This window comes from Edaphobacter lichenicola, from assembly GCF_014201315.1.
Classification (GTDB): Bacteria; Acidobacteriota; Terriglobia; order Terriglobales; family Acidobacteriaceae; genus Edaphobacter; species Edaphobacter lichenicola_B.
Genome location: NZ_JACHDY010000001.1, coordinates 277,492 through 293,287 on the forward strand (window position 1 = coordinate 277,492; position 15,796 = coordinate 293,287).

14 protein-coding genes are annotated in these 15,796 nt (G+C 56.7%); 9 read left to right on the plus strand and 5 right to left on the minus strand.

Annotated features, from left to right (window positions below; translation table 11 throughout):
* Positions 1 to 61: 61 nt before the first annotated feature.
* From HDF09_RS01135 to HDF09_RS01165, 7 genes are all read left to right on the plus strand, one after another.
* Positions 62 to 427 carry a cupredoxin domain-containing protein gene (locus HDF09_RS01135; protein ID WP_183760446.1) on the plus strand — a complete coding sequence of 122 codons (366 nt, stop codon included), beginning with the start codon at positions 62 to 64 and terminating at the stop codon, positions 425 to 427.
* Positions 428 to 429: 2 nt separating this feature from the next.
* Positions 430 to 900, plus strand: coding sequence for a c-type cytochrome (locus HDF09_RS01140; protein WP_183760448.1), 471 nt, complete (start codon positions 430 to 432; stop codon positions 898 to 900).
* Between the two features lie 23 nt (positions 901 to 923).
* Entirely contained in the window at positions 924 to 2,243 is a 1,320-nt protein-coding gene (locus HDF09_RS01145) for an O-antigen ligase family protein (protein WP_183760450.1), read from the plus strand.
* Positions 2,244 to 2,363: 120 nt separating this feature from the next.
* On the plus strand, positions 2,364 to 3,104 hold the full coding sequence (locus HDF09_RS01150; RefSeq protein WP_311718321.1) for a response regulator transcription factor: 741 nt from the start codon (positions 2,364 to 2,366) through the stop codon (positions 3,102 to 3,104).
* A 28-nt stretch (positions 3,105 to 3,132) separates the two neighbouring features.
* Positions 3,133 to 4,968 (plus strand): ATP-binding protein, encoded by a 1,836-nt coding sequence (locus tag HDF09_RS01155; RefSeq protein ID WP_183760452.1) that lies wholly within the window; start codon positions 3,133 to 3,135, stop codon positions 4,966 to 4,968.
* A 43-nt stretch (positions 4,969 to 5,011) separates the two neighbouring features.
* Positions 5,012 to 6,541, plus strand: coding sequence for a hypothetical protein (locus HDF09_RS01160; RefSeq protein WP_260180853.1), 1,530 nt, complete (start codon positions 5,012 to 5,014; stop codon positions 6,539 to 6,541).
* Complete coding sequence (locus HDF09_RS01165) at positions 6,541 to 7,266, plus strand: cupredoxin domain-containing protein (protein ID WP_183760454.1); 726 nt, start codon at positions 6,541 to 6,543, stop codon at positions 7,264 to 7,266. The genes HDF09_RS01160 and HDF09_RS01165 overlap by 1 nt, the downstream gene beginning before the upstream one ends.
* 144 nt (positions 7,267 to 7,410) lie before the next feature.
* Here the strand turns inward: HDF09_RS01165 and HDF09_RS01170 are convergent, their stop codons facing one another.
* From HDF09_RS01170 to mutS, 5 genes are all read right to left on the minus strand, one after another.
* Positions 7,411 to 7,863 (minus strand): RES family NAD+ phosphorylase, encoded by a 453-nt coding sequence (locus tag HDF09_RS01170; RefSeq protein WP_183760456.1) that lies wholly within the window; start codon positions 7,861 to 7,863, stop codon positions 7,411 to 7,413.
* Positions 7,864 to 8,286 (minus strand): antitoxin Xre/MbcA/ParS toxin-binding domain-containing protein, encoded by a 423-nt coding sequence (locus tag HDF09_RS01175; protein WP_183760458.1) that lies wholly within the window; start codon positions 8,284 to 8,286, stop codon positions 7,864 to 7,866.
* A gap of 340 nt (positions 8,287 to 8,626) precedes the next feature.
* On the minus strand, positions 8,627 to 10,207 hold the full coding sequence (locus HDF09_RS01180) for an ABC transporter substrate-binding protein (RefSeq protein ID WP_311718325.1): 1,581 nt from the start codon (positions 10,205 to 10,207) through the stop codon (positions 8,627 to 8,629).
* 86 nt (positions 10,208 to 10,293) lie between these two features.
* Positions 10,294 to 11,487: an anhydro-N-acetylmuramic acid kinase gene (locus HDF09_RS01185; RefSeq protein ID WP_183760462.1), complete on the minus strand. Its 1,194-nt coding sequence runs from the start codon at positions 11,485 to 11,487 to the stop codon at positions 10,294 to 10,296.
* Positions 11,488 to 11,637: 150 nt separating this feature from the next.
* Positions 11,638 to 14,304, minus strand: coding sequence for a DNA mismatch repair protein MutS (gene mutS, locus HDF09_RS01190; RefSeq protein ID WP_183760464.1), 2,667 nt, complete (start codon positions 14,302 to 14,304; stop codon positions 11,638 to 11,640).
* 183 nt (positions 14,305 to 14,487) lie between these two features.
* Between mutS and HDF09_RS01195 the strand changes: the two genes are divergently transcribed.
* Both HDF09_RS01195 and pqqA read left to right on the plus strand, forming a co-directional pair.
* Positions 14,488 to 15,588 carry an acyltransferase family protein gene (locus HDF09_RS01195; RefSeq protein ID WP_260180854.1) on the plus strand — a complete coding sequence of 367 codons (1,101 nt, stop codon included), beginning with the start codon at positions 14,488 to 14,490 and terminating at the stop codon, positions 15,586 to 15,588.
* 118 nt (positions 15,589 to 15,706) lie between these two features.
* Positions 15,707 to 15,793: a pyrroloquinoline quinone precursor peptide PqqA gene (pqqA, locus tag HDF09_RS21220; protein ID WP_183763060.1), complete on the plus strand. Its 87-nt coding sequence runs from the start codon at positions 15,707 to 15,709 to the stop codon at positions 15,791 to 15,793.
* Positions 15,794 to 15,796: the final 3 nt, after the last annotated feature.

The window sequence follows — 15,796 nt, forward strand, 5'->3', positions numbered from 1 at the left end:
CGTTGTGCGATTGACAATTGCGCCCGGCTTCCACCAAACGGACGTAGCTAAAGGAGAGTATATGAAGAGAAATGTAACGTTGATGGGCACGTTGATCGCAGGTTTAATCGCAAGCGGCTTCCCGGGCCACGTGGTCAAAGCGCAGGGAGCACCGCGTCAGGTGGAAGTTACCGCCAAGCGTTTTGCTTATGCTCCGGGTGAGATCACTCTAAAAAAGGGACAGCCTGTTGTACTAGTCATTAAGAGCGAAGATGTAGCTCATGGCCTCCGCTTTCGTGAACTAAACCTGAATGCTAAGGTCGACAAAGGTGGATCGGCCCAGTTGAGTTTCACCCCGGATAGAACCGGTGACTTCGTGGGGCATTGCTCTGTGTTTTGCGGCTCCGGTCATGGCGCGATGACCTTGACATTGCATGTGGTGGAGTAGTCATGCGGCCGCCTGCCGGAGTAATTGTCGCAGCGTTCGCGGCAGCGTTGACTGGATGTAAGGCGAGCCCTCCAGGCAAGATCGAGATGGTGACTGTCACCTTCGCCAAGCACCACATCTTCATCCGCAACAGGAGTCAAAAGAATCCACTGGAGCCTAACGCTGCAACCTGGGCGGATGGCAAAGAGGCGTTCTCGCATTATTGCGTCGCTTGCCACGGTATGGATGGACAGAACACTGGAGTTCCATTCGCGAATCACATCTCACCACCCATCCCCTCCTTGGCTTCTGATGAGGTCCAGCGATACTCGGATGGTCAACTCAAAGAGGTTCTCGACAATGGAATCTGGCCGTCAGGCATGCCTGGTTCTAAGGGAACACTTAGCGATGATGAGCTCTGGGCAATCGTAGTGTTCATTCGCCATCTACCGCCAGCCGGGAGCCAAGGCATTCCAGAGATGTACAACCACTAAGTCTTCAACGAGACAAGTGAACAATGGCAACCGCCGACAACTCGACCATCGCAGCACAACCACAGGTGTCGAAGTATTCAGCTTCGGCATTTTGCGTTGGGTTCTATTTTGCAATCCGCGTTGTTACGACTGTCTTCTTTGTCCGTATCCTGGGTACTGATCCCCAGGTGGGTGCCGCAACAAACTTGACTTTCAACTTCCTGCTGTTGGGCTTCATCTGGCTATCGACGCTGGGAACATCAAGTCGCGATTCCGCCTCCGTGCTGACGTTTGCGCAGATTCGATGGGTTCTCATCTTTCTCGGGTTTTCAGGTTGCAGTCTTCTGTGGAGTGAAACGGCGTCGCCATTGGCATCGGCTGCATACTGGTGTGGCACCGTATCTGATGTCGCGATTATTATCTTGCTGCTGCGCAATCGATCTGGAGTTGAGGCAGCGGATTCGTTGATGACGGGTTTCGTATGGGGCGGCTGCTCCATTGCCTTAGTAGCTTGGGTCATGCCGACGCAATTTGATATGCGTCTTGGAGATGAAGACTATCTCAACGCAAATACAATCGGAAATCTCTGTGCGTTTGCCATCTTTTTCGCTCAATATCTCAGGACGTCTAAAAAAGCCCGTTGGGGACTTGCGATATTCTTCCTTGCAATTACAATTGTCCGGAGTCTCAGTAAGACGGCGATTGTCGCGTTCTTAATCAGCGAAGGCTACCTCATCATCCACGACCGGGTCATGAATCGCCGAACCAAGACATACCTGACAATCGGCGTAGCCGTCGTTGTCCTTGTCTTCTGGGGCTTGTTCGAGGCGTATTACGACTTCTACACAACCTATGGCAATCAGTCTGAGACCCTGACGGGGCGCACCGCGATTTGGGCCTATGTAGTTGATGCGGCACTTGCAAAGCCTTGGATCGGTTATGGCTTCGATTCTATGTGGAAAGTAGTTCCTGCCTTCGGAGCCTTTGAAGCGCGGCACGCCGAGAATGAACTATTAGAACAACTCTACTCTTACGGAATCGCAGGCCTGGTTATACTCTGCGGCGTCTACGGGAGCCTCTATCGGAAGGTTCGCAAACTCGACGAAAGCCCGCTCCGGATCATCTTCGTCGGGATGCTGATGTTCGTCATCATCCGCGGCTTGGCTGAGGCCGAACCCTTTGATCTCTTGTTTCCACTGTGGGCTATCGTCTTAGTCACCTCACTCGTTACTCGGAATGCCGTGGCCGGGCATCACATACATCCTCATCCACCCCAATCGGAACCGGTGTACGACTTTGGATCTAGATCAATCGCGGCCTGCGCAATCCAAATGAAGAGGGGAACGGCAGATTCATGCTCTTAACTCACTCATTACAGAGCGAGAATCTTCTGCCGGAATTGTCATCTGATTGTCATTTGTGCCGCCTGGCGCTTCAGTTCTCGGTGCCGGTCGACGAGAATAAACTAGAGAGGTCCAAAAATCATGATCATGGAAGCGGATTTTGTGAAAGACAGCATCGAACTCGAATCGGCGCACTCAGTCAGTCTCGGAACAATCCTGATCATTGAAGATGACCCGCGCATGCAAAAGGTGCTCCGCCGAATCTTCACCGAAGAGCATTACGCTGTGCTCGTTGCAGGCGATGGACAAACCGGGCTGGATTTGTTTCGCACAGAGCGACCCTTGGCTGTAGTCCTTGATTTAATCCTGCCTGGGATTCCTGGCCGCGAACTTTGCCAGAAGTTCAAGTCAATCTCCAGCGAAACTCCGATCATCGTGCTCAGCGCGATCAGCGAAGTCGTCGACAAGGTTTTATTGCTGGAGCTGGGAGCTGACGACTATGTTACAAAACCATTTAGCCCGCGCGAACTAACGGCCCGTATTCAAGCGGCCATTCGAAGGCAACGCAAGCCCGCTCGCGCTGAGATCTTTCGCTTTGCCGACTGCGAAATCGACTTCAAGAGTATGAGCGCCCGGCGCAACAAAGTGCCTGTCAGCCTCACTGCACACGAGTTCAAGCTGCTGAAGTACTTTACTGACAACATTGACCGTGTACTCACGCGAGAACTCCTATTGAATGAGGTGTGGGGTTACAATTCCTATCCCACCACGCGCACAGTAGATAATCAAATACTGAAACTGCGTCAAAAGCTGGAAACAAACCCTGCCGATCCAAAACATATTCTCACTATCTATGGAGCAGGATATAAATTTGTTCCATGAGTATCCCCGGTCAAGGCCGGCTGACCAAATGACCAACGAGTTAGTGGGCATCAACGAGAAGCGGGGAATTCGGACACATATCCTGTTGGTCGTTGCCATGGCGTTGGTAATTGCAGTTGTCACAGGTTCGTCCCTGTTGCTCATCCGCCATCGTCTGCGCGCCGAAGTTACAGAGGAGTTGTCTCAGGACCTGACTCACTCTGTCACTACCTTCCAAAACCTGCAGGCAGAGCGCGTAGCCGCGTTAGAGCGTGAGAACTCGCTCCTCGCCCAACTGCCTACCCTGAAGGCGTTGATGACCAGCGGTGACGACCTCACCATTCAGGACGGCGCCACCGAATTCTGGCAGCTTAGCGGAAACGATCTGTTCGCGTTGATAGACCCCAGCGGACGTGTGGTCGTCGTCTATAGGAAGAACGCGCCTCCTGATGCCACCCTGGTTCGCGGGCTGCAGACCCTGGCCGCTTCACCAGACAAGCGTTACCTGATTGACGGCCGAGGACTTTACGTCTGCTCACTGCAGCCTCTTTACTTTGGTAGCGACGGCGATGGCACACTGCTAGGCTATGTTGTAAGCGGTGTTTCCATCGAACCGACCGTGCGTCAAATCAGCCGGCCCACCGGCGCTGAGGCTACATTCTTGAGCGGTGACGAAGTGGTTGCCAGTACGCTGAGTTCATCAGCACAGGCTAGCCTCGCGGCCGAGCCGCTCTTGTCGTCCAACGCGACGCGGACGCCTTCCACGTTGAACCTCGGAGGTACCCGTTTTCTCGCCGATACCGAAGATCTCTCAGCTGCGGCGACTGCTCCGCTCCAACTGGTCGTATTGAGATCCTTCGAGCAAGCGGACCGGTCGATCAACCGGATCGATCGGATTGTGTTGAGTGCGGGGCTTCTAGCGCTTCTCTTAGGCACCGCGTTGATGATTGCGCTCTCACGCTTCGTGACTCGTCCTCTCGAAGAGCTTTCGCGAAGTGTGATCGCATTCGGTGTCGGTGATGGAGCATATCGTATCCCTAAATATGGGACGCAGGAGGTTCGCCAGCTGAGTACGGCCTTCTCAGGCATGCGGGACGAGATTCAGCAGAAGAGCAGGGCATTGCTTGAATCTGAGCGTCTGGCGACGATAGGCCGCATGGCGAGTTCGGTCTCTCACGACCTTCGGCATTATCTGGCCGCGATCTATGCCAACTCAGAGTTCCTGGCCTCACGTCAGCTTTCCGAGCGGGAACGTGCGGAGATATTCGCAGACGTTAGTGCGGCGGTGCACGGTACCACCGATATGATCGAGTCGCTTCTCATCTTCAGCCGTAACGGTGCTGGCATGAGACGCTCGCCGGAGCTAATGGCTACCCTGCTCGAACGAGCAGTCGCGGTGGTCCGTGCACATCCTGATGCGGAGCGCGTCTCATTGAAGGTGCAGTACGGTGATCCGGCGGAGACCGCGATTGTGGCCGATGGAAAGCAGATCGAGCGTGCACTCTGCAACCTCTTACTCAACGCCTGCCAGGCCACGCGCCCAGCCGAGCGAGAGCGTAAAGTGAGGTTGACACTCGAGGTCAGGGAAACTCAGATGATTATCTGCGTTATCGATAATGGAGAGGGAATCCCCGACGCCATTCGTAACAGCTTGTTCGAGCCCTTTGTCAGCGAGGGAAAACAGAAGGGCACAGGTCTAGGTCTCACGCTTGCTAACTGCATTGCTATTGAGCACGGAGGAGAGGTCGTTCTTCTCAAAAGCCATCCTGGTGAAACTGTATTTCAGATGAGGTTGTCGCGTGGGCTCCTGACCCCTGACGCGGCGGTTCTTCCGGAAGCGAATCCGCAAAATCAGGTTATCGAACATGAGAATATACGGTCCTAGAAGAACTTGTCGTTTCCTGGGTTCTCTTCGTAACCCATGGTGGATGATGTCGATACTTACCGTATCCTGCGGACTCTTCGCCTCTGGTACGTATGCCCAGAACGCAACGTCGCCGGATTTGTCGGAGCAGCTCCTGAGGCTGACGGAAGCGATGGCGCGAACCCAGGCTCAGGTCGAGCAGTCGCAACACGAACTGGACGAGATGCGCCGGCAGGTGAGTGCATTGCAGGCACTCGTGGCACAGTTCGGTTCGTCCGCGCAGGTTACGCCTCCGTTTGCGGCTACCCCGGCGTCTTCTCCCATTCCACAACCGCCATCAACGACTACCAGCGCCGATATTGATGAAATTCACGAACGTCAAGCATTAGACGAGGCGCAGATCAGAACTCAAGACCAGACAAAGGTAGAGAGCGAATCGAAGTATCCCGTAAAGGTAACTGGACTGTTGCTGATCAACGGATTCGTCAATACCAAGCAAGTGGACACGGCGCCTACGCCTACACTCGCGGTTCCTGGACCAGGCAGCAGTGGCGCGTCTTTACGTCAGACTGTTCTCGGTATCGATGCACGTGGCCCGCATCTCTTCGGAGCTCGCAGCTATGCAGATCTAAGCGTGGACTTTGACGGCAATCCGCCGTCCCTCAGCACAACCAATTACACAGGTTACGACACGTCCAACGCTACACTGCTGCGGCTGCGTACCGCTCATGCGGGTCTACAGTGGCAACACACCCAGGCGTACTTCTCGTTGGATCGCCCTATCTTCAGCCCGGATACGCCAACGTCGTTGACCGCTGTAGCTGAGCCTTCGCTCGCCTGGTCCGGCAACCTTTGGACGTGGAATCCGCAGCTCGGCGTCACGCAGGACCTTCCCGTCGGTTCTCACGCAATTCGTCTGCAGGGCGCTCTGGTCGATGTCGGCGATGCCCCATGGCCTGCCCCTCCTATCTCTGCGGTCACCGGCGGGACCTTCGCCACCACCGCACAGCAGAGCCGTTGGCCGGGCGTGGAGGCTCGTGTCGCGCTGCTTGGATCGAAGCTCGACGAGGGAAGTCATCTCGGCTTCGGCGGATACTTCGCCCCTCATCTCAGTCCCTTGGGAAATCGCTTCGACGCCTGGGCCGGGACGCTCGATGCGAAGCTGCTTCTGCCATACCGCCTCGCATTCAGCGGTAGCTTCTACCGCGGAGAGGCACTGGGCGGCCTAGGGGGTGGAGGCTTCAAAGACTTTACGTACATCGCCGGTCCGTTGCCCGGTGAATACTACTTCCGCCCGCTCGATGATGTCGGAGGCTGGGCACAATTGAAAGAGAAGCTCAGTGAACGGCTGGAGTTCAACGCCGCGTTCGGGCTCGACAACGTCTTCTCGAAAGAGCTGCGGCCATACGCCATCCCCGGCGGAACGATCTATCGGAACCTCGCAAGAAACCGGACATACACCGGCAACATCATCTACAGCCCAAGCGCTTACCTGCTCTTCTCCCTCGAGTATCGTCGTCTTGAGAGTGCACCTGTCAACGGCGTGGCCGCAGGGAGCAACGTCATCGGCGTCGGCGCGGGATATAGGTTCTGATGGCGAGAACACATCTCCGAAAATGGCTGGTCTGCGGCGTGAGTCTGGCATCGAGCCTGACCTGCGCCCAATCCAACTCCTCGCCGAATCCTATAGGCGAGTTGCGACTTCGCGCCGTATCGCCTCAATCCACTAAGCATCACCCCGCGCCCGCGGTCATCTGGCTAGAGCCGCTCGGTGCTACACCAGCCCTTAGCTTCCGACCCCATGGTCGCTCCACCTTACTTCAAAAGAATCGGACCTTCATCCCGCATTTGCAGGTCATTCCAGTTGGCACTGTAGTTCAGTTCCCCAACGCCGATCCCTTCTTTCATAACGTCTTCTCGCTATTCGATGGAAAACGTTTTGATCTGGGTCTCTACGAAGCGGGCTCAAGCAAAACCGTGACCTTCTCACGAGAGGGGGTGTCCTACATCTTCTGCAACATCCATCCGGAGATGAGCGCAGTGGTGCTGGTGCTATCAACACCCCTGTATGCGATCGCCGACGCGAACGATGCGTTCGTTTTATCCAACATTCCCCCTGGCGACTACATCCTGCACTTGTGGGTGGAGGGCTTGCCGCAAACTGTCGCAGATCGGTTGACGCAACATTTACATCTGACGGGACAAAATGTCGATTTGGGCGTGATAACTATCCCTGCCACATCTGGCGCCAGCGATGCCCATTCAAATAAGTATGGCAACCCTTACGATCCCATCCCTAAGTCGCCCTACGAGCACTAAACCCAATCCCTTCCGGGGCGACCTGCTCATTCTATTTATGGGTTCTAATCAGAGCAGGCTTGCGTCATCCCTTCTCCGAAAGATCAATGAGTGCTTTGCCCTGTTGGCCACAGAGAAGACCATCTACTCAATAAAATGCCAGCACTAGCGAAATAGGCGTTGGTCCCACAGTACGAGCTCCGGCTCTTGAATGCTAATCAATGCAAATTGATCATGTTGGGGATTGAAGACAATATTGTTCTCTCGTCCCTGTGTGATCACGCTCGGTACTCTTAAGACGGCGGTCCGGTTCTCTCGAATCCATGTATTACCAAATGACCTGGAAGCTGTCATATCTTCCCAATCCCATCCGGGTACGTCTGTGATCTTGACCGTTTCGATCAAGACGTCATCTGGAATCGAGACTCGAACCACACGATGATTCTTAGGCGGCTGCGAAAGATTGGAGTGAACCAGAACTTCCAAGAGAGCCCCCGCGTAAGTCTCGGCAGCGTATATCGCGCGAAGGCCGATTGAGTTCCAACGTCCTCCGTGAAGCATGGCTCCAGTCGCGTCGAAGATGGGATGCCGCGAGTCGGCGATTCGATAGGCGAACATTTATAGCGGAAGACCGTAGAAGAGTTTGTCCAGAAGATCTTCCACCCTGCGAGCTCCGAGTTCTGTACGTGCAACCTCCAATGGAGTTTCACCATGCAATTCCCGGTGGGGTTTACTCATCCACTCTCGCGCCTGCTCGCGATCATCCCAGATATACTCCGCTGCAGCGAGCACACGGGCCAGCCTTTCCGTCTTCTCGCTTTCGTGAACTGAAAGCCGCTTCGTACGGCGCTTCCAAGTTGCCTGCGGGACCACCTTGAACTTGTAGGCACTCGCTACTCGACGGTCTTCATAGAGCCGTGAAGAGAGTCGCTCCAAGGCGCGTTTGGGCAATCCGGCTGATACGGCATCTTCAAGTTCGCCTACTGTGCGAACCGATGCTCCCAAACCAAGAATTTCGGCGATGGATTCCGGTGCGATCATGGAGAAGTCCTCTTGGCTCAGTATAGCCTAATATTAGGCTCATGTGAGCTTGATGTCGAAAGTCGAGATATATACTGACTTCTTCGCTCGTCGAAAAACAGGCACTGGATTTCATGGGTATGTGCCTGTTCTACAATGGTTTGGCTCATCGCTAAAAGGTCTCGGGTCGTCCAAGATATGGAATGGCAGAGCGTGGGTCCACAAATTTGATGCTTGGGATACCATATAGAAATCCTCCGAGGGCTTGGTGCCGGTTTGAACGGGAATTTTGGTGCGATTTCTTGCGACCCGTTGCAAGTTCCGCATGACTCGTAACCGTACACCAACGAACGTCGCACCGCTACCTAACCCACGCCTCCCGCAAAAAATCAAAACTCCCCGCCCCGCGAGGCACAACTCCCTCAACTCGCCGGGTATGAATCACCTCATTATTCGGATACCAAAGTGGTATCCCCGGCAGCTCCTCCGACAAAATCTTCTGCACCTCAACATAATCCGCTCTTCTCGCCGCCCGATCCGAGCTGGCTGCAGCCTCTGTCAGCAAAGCATCGACCCGCGCATTCGAATACCGCCCTCGATTGCCACCCTTCGGCGGAAAGCTTCCCGACCCGTATGCATAACGAAAGATATCCGGGTCTTCATTGCTCCCGATCCACCGCAGCGCGTACATCTGGAACGCTCCCTTGGTCACATCCGCATAGAACGTCCCAAACTCCGCCGACCGAATCTCAAGACGAATCCCCGCAGCCCGCAACTGCTGTTGCAACACCGTCACCATCAGCCGAGTCGTCTCGTCCGTACTCGTCTTCATCGTTAGCCGCAGTCGCACTCCATCCTTGCCGGCAGAGAAACCAGCCTCGTCCAGCAGTCTCTGCGCCCGCGCCACATCATGCGGATACTGGGCCAACTCCGCTTTCCCTGCCGCCGCCCAATGTTCCGCCGGCAGCAACGTATCAGCCAGCCGAGCCTGCCCCCTCCATATCGCATCCACGATAGCCTGCCGATCCATCGCACAAGCAATCGCCTGTCGCACCCGTTTATCCTTCAGCAACGGATATGTAACGTTGAAGGTCACATAAACCACCGGCGACCCAGTCCCGGACTCCACCTTCAGGTTCGGCGCACTCTCCAGCGCATGCACCATATCCAGCGTCACGACATTGCTGGCCAGATCCGCCGATCCCTTCTTCAACTCCAGCGCACTGGTAATCGCATCCGGCACCACCTCAAACCGAACGCGCTCGATTCTCCGTGCACCCTCCGAAACCACCTGCATCGGTTCAATCTTCGATGCCCAATAGTCGTCAATTCGTACAACGATCACCTCTTTATCCTGAACTGCACTCACAAACCGGAACGGCCCCGAACCCACTGGGTGCAACCCAAAGTCCTTCCCACTTCCACGCGGCACCACGCCAAACAATCCATCACTGACGTTGAACAACAGCCCCGCATCCGGCCGCTTCATATGCACTACCACCGTCCGCCGATCCTTCGCTTCCACCTTATCCACCGCGGCAAACCCGCCGCCCTTTGCCGTCACCAGCGAGCCATCAATCAAACTCCGAATAGTGTAAGCAACGTCCTCTGCCTCCAACGGCCTGCCGTCATGAAACCGCACCCCATCGCGCAGATGAAACACCCAGGTCAACGGATCGGGCTGCTCCCAGCTCTCCGCGAGCCACGGTTGCAGCTCATAGTGCTCATCCTTCTTCACGAGAGCATCGAAGATCAACCCTCCAACTCGCTCCGATTGAGCATCCGCCCCCACCCGCAAGTCCAAATTATTCGGACTACTCTCAATAATCACCACCACAGAACCCGGCTCCTCCACCCGCCCCCGGCATCCGGTGATGAAAAGCAAAACGACAAAAACCGCCAGCCAGTCCAACCCACGCAGAACATCAGCAAATAGCTTCACTCTACAAAAGAGAGACCATCTCGGAAGCACGGCACAACCCAGCCTAAAGATCATGGATCCCGCCAGCGGCCATTCTTTTCGGCGACCTACCCATGCGTTATCTTCCCCAGCACGACCGCCCTCGGTGCGCCAGTCGCAGCGGGAACATTCCCCGGCAGTCCGCTCCAGCTCAACCATGCCAGCAGCGCAAACGCTATAGCTTCTTTCGCCTGCGCCGGAACCCCCAGCTCCTCTATCAATCTCACCTTTACTCCCATCGGTTCCAGCTCAGCACCAAGCATTCTCATCAAACAAGCGTTCTTCGTCCCACCGCCTGCAACCACAAACTCCACCCGCGACAAAGGCGCTGCCTGTCCCACATGCCCCAACACAAATCTCCGGTAAGCCTGTGCAATCGAGGCTGCCGTCAACGCGGTTGCTGTGGCGACCACATCTTTATCGCGACCTTCCCGCCCGCCCGCTTTTCTGCACATCGCAACAAAACGCGAAACAAACGTCTCCCCAAACTGCTCTCGCCCGCAAGACTTTGGTGGCAGGGCAGAGAAGTACGTTTCCTCCAAAATCTTCTCCACCACATCTCGCAACACGGTTCCCGTCCGGGCTACAGCGCCACCGCGGTCAAACTCCCGTTCGTACAGTCTCTTCATGCAGGTGTCGATCACCATATTCCCCGGCCCCGTATCGAACGCCATCAGCCCATTTGCATCAGCCTTCGCAGGGATAGCGGTCAGATTTCCAATCCCACCAAGATTCAGCAGCACACGGCTCACCTTCGCCGAACGAAACATGCAGTAGTCCAGCATCGGCACCAGCGGAGCCCCCTGCCCGCCGGCAGCCAGATCTCCCGGCCTGAAATCACTCACCACCGGAACCCTCAGCCGCTCCGCAATCACCGCGGCCTCCCCCGTCTGCCACGTAACCCGCAGCGCTCGCCCTAGGTACTTCTCCGAAGCCCCCTGGTGATAGATCGTCTGTCCATGACAACCCACCAGCTGCACCGTCACGCCGAACTTCTCCTGAGCTCTCGCCACAGCCTCTGCATACAACTCACCCAATCGCCAGTTCAATCGTGCAAGCTCCGCCACCGAGATCGCCTCGGCGTCCATCGCACCCAGCACTGCCGCTCGCAGCGTCTTCGGATAGGCCAATCCCAAATGTCCCAGCAGCTTGATTCGCGGCGTCCCACCAGCACGAAGCGCCGGCGATACTCTGCAGATCGCGACGTCCACACCGTCCGCCGAGGTCCCACTCATCACTCCAGCCACTACCAAGCTCTTCACGAAGCCTCCCACCGGGCAACGCCCGGTCCCATGCAACAGACATCACCACAAAAAGGTACACAAGTCACGAAGTGACCGCGAATCGGGGTCCCCACAAACAGGTCTTCGTTTGTGGGGTGACAAAGCGAAGTGGGCCCGTCCGGCAGGACATCATCCCTTCAACTCCCGCTGCAACTCCGCCAGCAGGTTCAACGCCTCGCGCGGAGTCAGCCCATCCACATCCGCCTCCGCCAACCGATCCACAATCCTCTGCGACAGCGGTGTAAACATAGTCATCTGCATCTGCGCCCCCTGCGCAGGCGAAGCCTCTCTCACCTGCTGCGTCTCCGCCCGTTCATGCACCTTCAACACCTCACGAGCCCTCGCGATCACAACACTCGGCAAACCAGCCAGCCGCGCAACCTCAATCCCATAGCTCTTACTCGCAGGCCCCGCCTCCACCGTGTGTAGAAACACAATCCCCCCCGCAGTCTCTTTCACCGTCACACGCAGATTCGTCAGCCGCGCCAGCCGATCCGCAAGCAGCGTCAGCTCATGATAGTGCGTCGCAAACAGAGTTCTCGCTCCAATCCGGTCATGCAAATATTCCACCGTCGCCCAGGCCAGGCTCAATCCGTCATAAGTAGCCGTACCGCGTCCCATCTCGTCCAGCAGCACCAGCGAGCGGTTCGTCGCCGTATTCAGGATCGCAGCCGTCTCCGTCATCTCGACCATAAACGTCGATCGCCCCCGCGCCACATTATCGCTCGCCCCGATGCGCGTATAAATCCTATCCACCAATCCCAGCCGCATTCCTTCGGCCGGAACGAAGCTTCCCATCTGCGCCATCACCACCAGCAGCGCGGCCATGCGCAGATACGTACTCTTTCCTCCCATATTCGGTCCTGTAATCAGCAGTACCGCAGGCCCAGCGTCGGCATCCAGATGAACGGAGTTCGGCACAAACCTCCCGCCACCCGACTCCTCCATCCGTCTCTCCACCACAGGATGCCGCGCCTGCACAAACTCCAGCACGCCCGACACTTCAATCTGCGGCCGCACCCATCCGCGCAGCGCAGCCAGATGAGCAAAGCAACCCAGCAGGTCGATCTCCGCAATCTTCCTCGCAGTCTCCCGCATCCGCCCCGCGGCCTCCAGCAACTGTCTTCGCAACTCCGCAAAGATCCTTCGCTCAATCTCTCCGCTTCGTTCCTGAGCGGTCAAGATCTTCGTCTCATACTCCTTCAACTCAGGAGTCGTAAATCGTTCCGCATTCACCAGCGTCTGCTTCCGCTCATAATCAGCCGGCACCGCCTTGGCATTTGCCTTGGTCACCTCAAGGTAGTACCCGAACACATTATTGAACCGCACCTTCAACGACCCAATCCCCGTCCGTCCGCGCTCTCGTTCTTCAATCGCCGCCAGCGCCTGTCGTCCACTGCGGCTCAACTCGCGCAGCTCATCCAGATCCGGATCGACGCCCACGCGAATCGCTCCGCCATCGCCAATCGACACTGGTGGCTCCTCTGCAATCGTTCGCACAATCATCTCGTGCAGATCTTCCAAAGGATCGACACTCTCCCCGAGCTCTCGCCATCGCAGCGCAGAGAACGCCTTCACCGCCCCCACCACTCCAGGCAAGCACCCCAGCGTCTTCGCCAGCGCCACCACCTCCCTTGGCCCAGCCGAATCCAACGCCACTCGCCCCAGCAACCTCTCCAGATCGAGCACTCCATCCATCGACCGCCGCAGATCTTCACGCCGACGCAGATCTCCAGCAGCCTCACCCACCGCCTCCAGCCGAGCCTCAATCTCTCCCATCCCACTCGCAGGCCGCAGCAGCGACGCACGCAGCAACCGCTTCCCCATCGGAGTACAGCAAGCATCCATCGTGTAGAAGAGCGTAGTCTGCGCCGACTCGCCAGAGAACAGCGGCTCCACCAGCTCCAGGTTCCGCACACTCACCGCGTCAAGCTCGAGGCAAGTAGACCGCTCATAAAACCGCAGCCCATCCACATGCTCCAACCCACCCTGCTTAGTCGCTCGCATATAGTGCAGCAGGGCCCCAGCCGCCACCGCCGCCGCCTCATGTCCTCCCAGCCCCATCCCGTCCAGCGAATGCACTTTGAAGTGATTCCGCACCAGAGGCACCGCATACTCCGCCGTAAAGACCCACTCCTCCACCGCCGTCTTTGTCCGAATGGCATCCAGACCCGCCGCCGTCTCGCTCTCCCCGGCCAGATTGACACCGCCCAACAAACCCGACCCATACAGCAGCTCCACCGGCCGCACACGCCCCAACTCGTCCACCAGCGCCGCCCATCCGCCAGCCCCTGAAAACTCAGTAGCCCGAAACTCCCCCGTCGAAAGATCCAGCAGCGCCAACCCACAACTCTGTATCGCTCCCGCACCCAAGACCGCCACACTCGCCAGGTAGTTGCTCTGCTCCGCCCCCAACGCCGGATCGAGCGCCGTCCCCGGCGTCAGCACCCGCGTCACCTCCCGCCGCACAACCGACTTCGTCTGCTTCGGATCCTCCATCTGCTCCAGCAGCGCAATCTTGTATCCCATGCGCAGCAGCTTCTGCAGATACACCTCCGCCGCATGGTAGGGAACCCCGCACATCGGCTGCTTCTTTTCGCGATCACGTGCCGTCAGCGTAAGCTGCAGCAAACGCGACACAAGAATCGCATCCTCATAGAACAACTCATAGAAGTCCCCGATCCTGCAGAACAACAGGCAGTCGGGATACTGCTCCTTCGCCGCGAAGTACTGCCGCATCGCCGGCGTTGCCCCAGCCGCCTCACCCGCCAAATTCGCTACTGTTTCATTCGTCATCCCGGTCTCGATCACAGAACCGCAGAATACCGTACCGGCGCCATCGCCCGTTTAACCACTCCGCGGAGGCACTTAGCGCGTAACCGCTGATTCGAAACTAGGTGGAATCCATCCCAGAGCGTGGAGCGCATCACGCTATAATTATGAGGCGCGAGTTAGGGGTTAGCGCGACCTCCACTGACATTGCACCCAATCAAAAAAATAACGTCGGCCAACCTAGATCTCCTCCGCGCAGTGGCGGTTTCCTGCGTGTATTTCGGTCATCTCGTGAGCACTATCGGCAATCCCAGCTTCCTGAGCCTGGCGCGCTTCGGCGTTCTTATTTTCTTCGTTCACACCAGTCTCGTGCTCATGGAATCCCTCGATAGACTCGACCCAACCGCAGGCAGTAACTCCCGGTTGTTCGGTGGCTTCTGGGTTCGCCGTATCTTTCGCATCTACCCTTTGGCGATGCTTACCGTCGTTCTGGTCGTCCTCTTCCACGTTCCGTACATCCCGGGACAAGTCTACGGCTGGATCGGAGCCAAGGCGTTTCTGTCGAACCTTTTCCTGGTGCAAAACCTGACTCTCACCACCGATATCATCGGACCGCTCTGGAGCCTTCCGCTTGAAGTGCAGATGTATATCCTTCTGCCCTTTGCCTACCTGGCGATACGAGGCCGCAGATACCGTTCTCTCTTCCTGTGGGTACTCTCTGTCATCCTGGCCATGACGTTGCCGCGACTCTCTCCGCGCCTCAACGTCTTCTACTTCGCACCCTGCTTCACCTCAGGTATCGTGGCTTACGATCTCGTCCGTAGTCGGCTAGGACGGTGGAAGCTGCCCTCCTGGACGTGGCCCCTTGGCATCTGTATTTTTATCCTTCTCTTCGGCCCCCACGACAACGAACTCTTTTCCAGCAAGTTTCACCGTGCATGGGCAACTTCACTCCTTTTAGGGATCCTGTACGCAAACGTCAGGGAACTTCCTGCCGGCGTTATCCAGCGTCTCACCCACTGGATAGCAGAACACTCCTACGGAATCTATCTCAGTCACATGATCATCATGTGGGTCGCGGTCGACCGGATGCACGCCAAACCTCTTTGGTTCAGGGTTCTTTTCTTAGTCACAACTTCTATAGCAGTTCCAGCACTGCTCTACGTCTCTATCGAAAAACCCTTCATCCTAATAGGGCAACACGTAGCAAGAGGCTTGTTGCGCACCAGACCAAAGGACAGCGCAACATCTGTCGTGCTCCCGGTACTGGCACCAGATTCGCGCTTCGACTTGCCCGACTCGCAGTGAACATGGCGAGTTCGAGACAGCGGAACGTCTTTGCAGGGTTTTGCTCAACCACTTGGCTGGGGAGGGGAGCATGAACTACACTTGAAGCAGCTATTTAAATCGTCCGCGAGAGGTTCTCATGACACAGTCGACCTGGGCTACGCCCGACTTTGAAGAAGTTACCCTTAACTGCGAGATCAACTCCTACGCTCCCGTAGAACTCTAAGCA

Coding starts and splice junctions, on each gene's coding strand:
- HDF09_RS01155 (WP_183760452.1), top strand. CDS start 3,133: ATGACCAACGAGTTAGTGGGCATCAACGAGAAGCGGGGAATTCGGACA.
- HDF09_RS01145 (WP_183760450.1), top strand. CDS start 924: ATGGCAACCGCCGACAACTCGACCATCGCAGCACAACCACAGGTGTCG.
- mutS (WP_183760464.1), bottom strand. CDS start 14,304: ATGACGAATGAAACAGTAGCGAATTTGGCGGGTGAGGCGGCTGGGGCA.
- HDF09_RS01140 (WP_183760448.1), top strand. CDS start 430: ATGCGGCCGCCTGCCGGAGTAATTGTCGCAGCGTTCGCGGCAGCGTTG.
- HDF09_RS01165 (WP_183760454.1), top strand. CDS start 6,541: ATGGCGAGAACACATCTCCGAAAATGGCTGGTCTGCGGCGTGAGTCTG.
- HDF09_RS01150 (WP_311718321.1), top strand. CDS start 2,364: ATGATCATGGAAGCGGATTTTGTGAAAGACAGCATCGAACTCGAATCG.
- HDF09_RS01135 (WP_183760446.1), top strand. CDS start 62: ATGAAGAGAAATGTAACGTTGATGGGCACGTTGATCGCAGGTTTAATC.
- pqqA (WP_183763060.1), top strand. CDS start 15,707: ATGACACAGTCGACCTGGGCTACGCCCGACTTTGAAGAAGTTACCCTT.
- HDF09_RS01170 (WP_183760456.1), bottom strand. CDS start 7,863: ATGTTCGCCTATCGAATCGCCGACTCGCGGCATCCCATCTTCGACGCG.
- HDF09_RS01175 (WP_183760458.1), bottom strand. CDS start 8,286: ATGATCGCACCGGAATCCATCGCCGAAATTCTTGGTTTGGGAGCATCG.
- HDF09_RS01160 (WP_260180853.1), top strand. CDS start 5,012: ATGATGTCGATACTTACCGTATCCTGCGGACTCTTCGCCTCTGGTACG.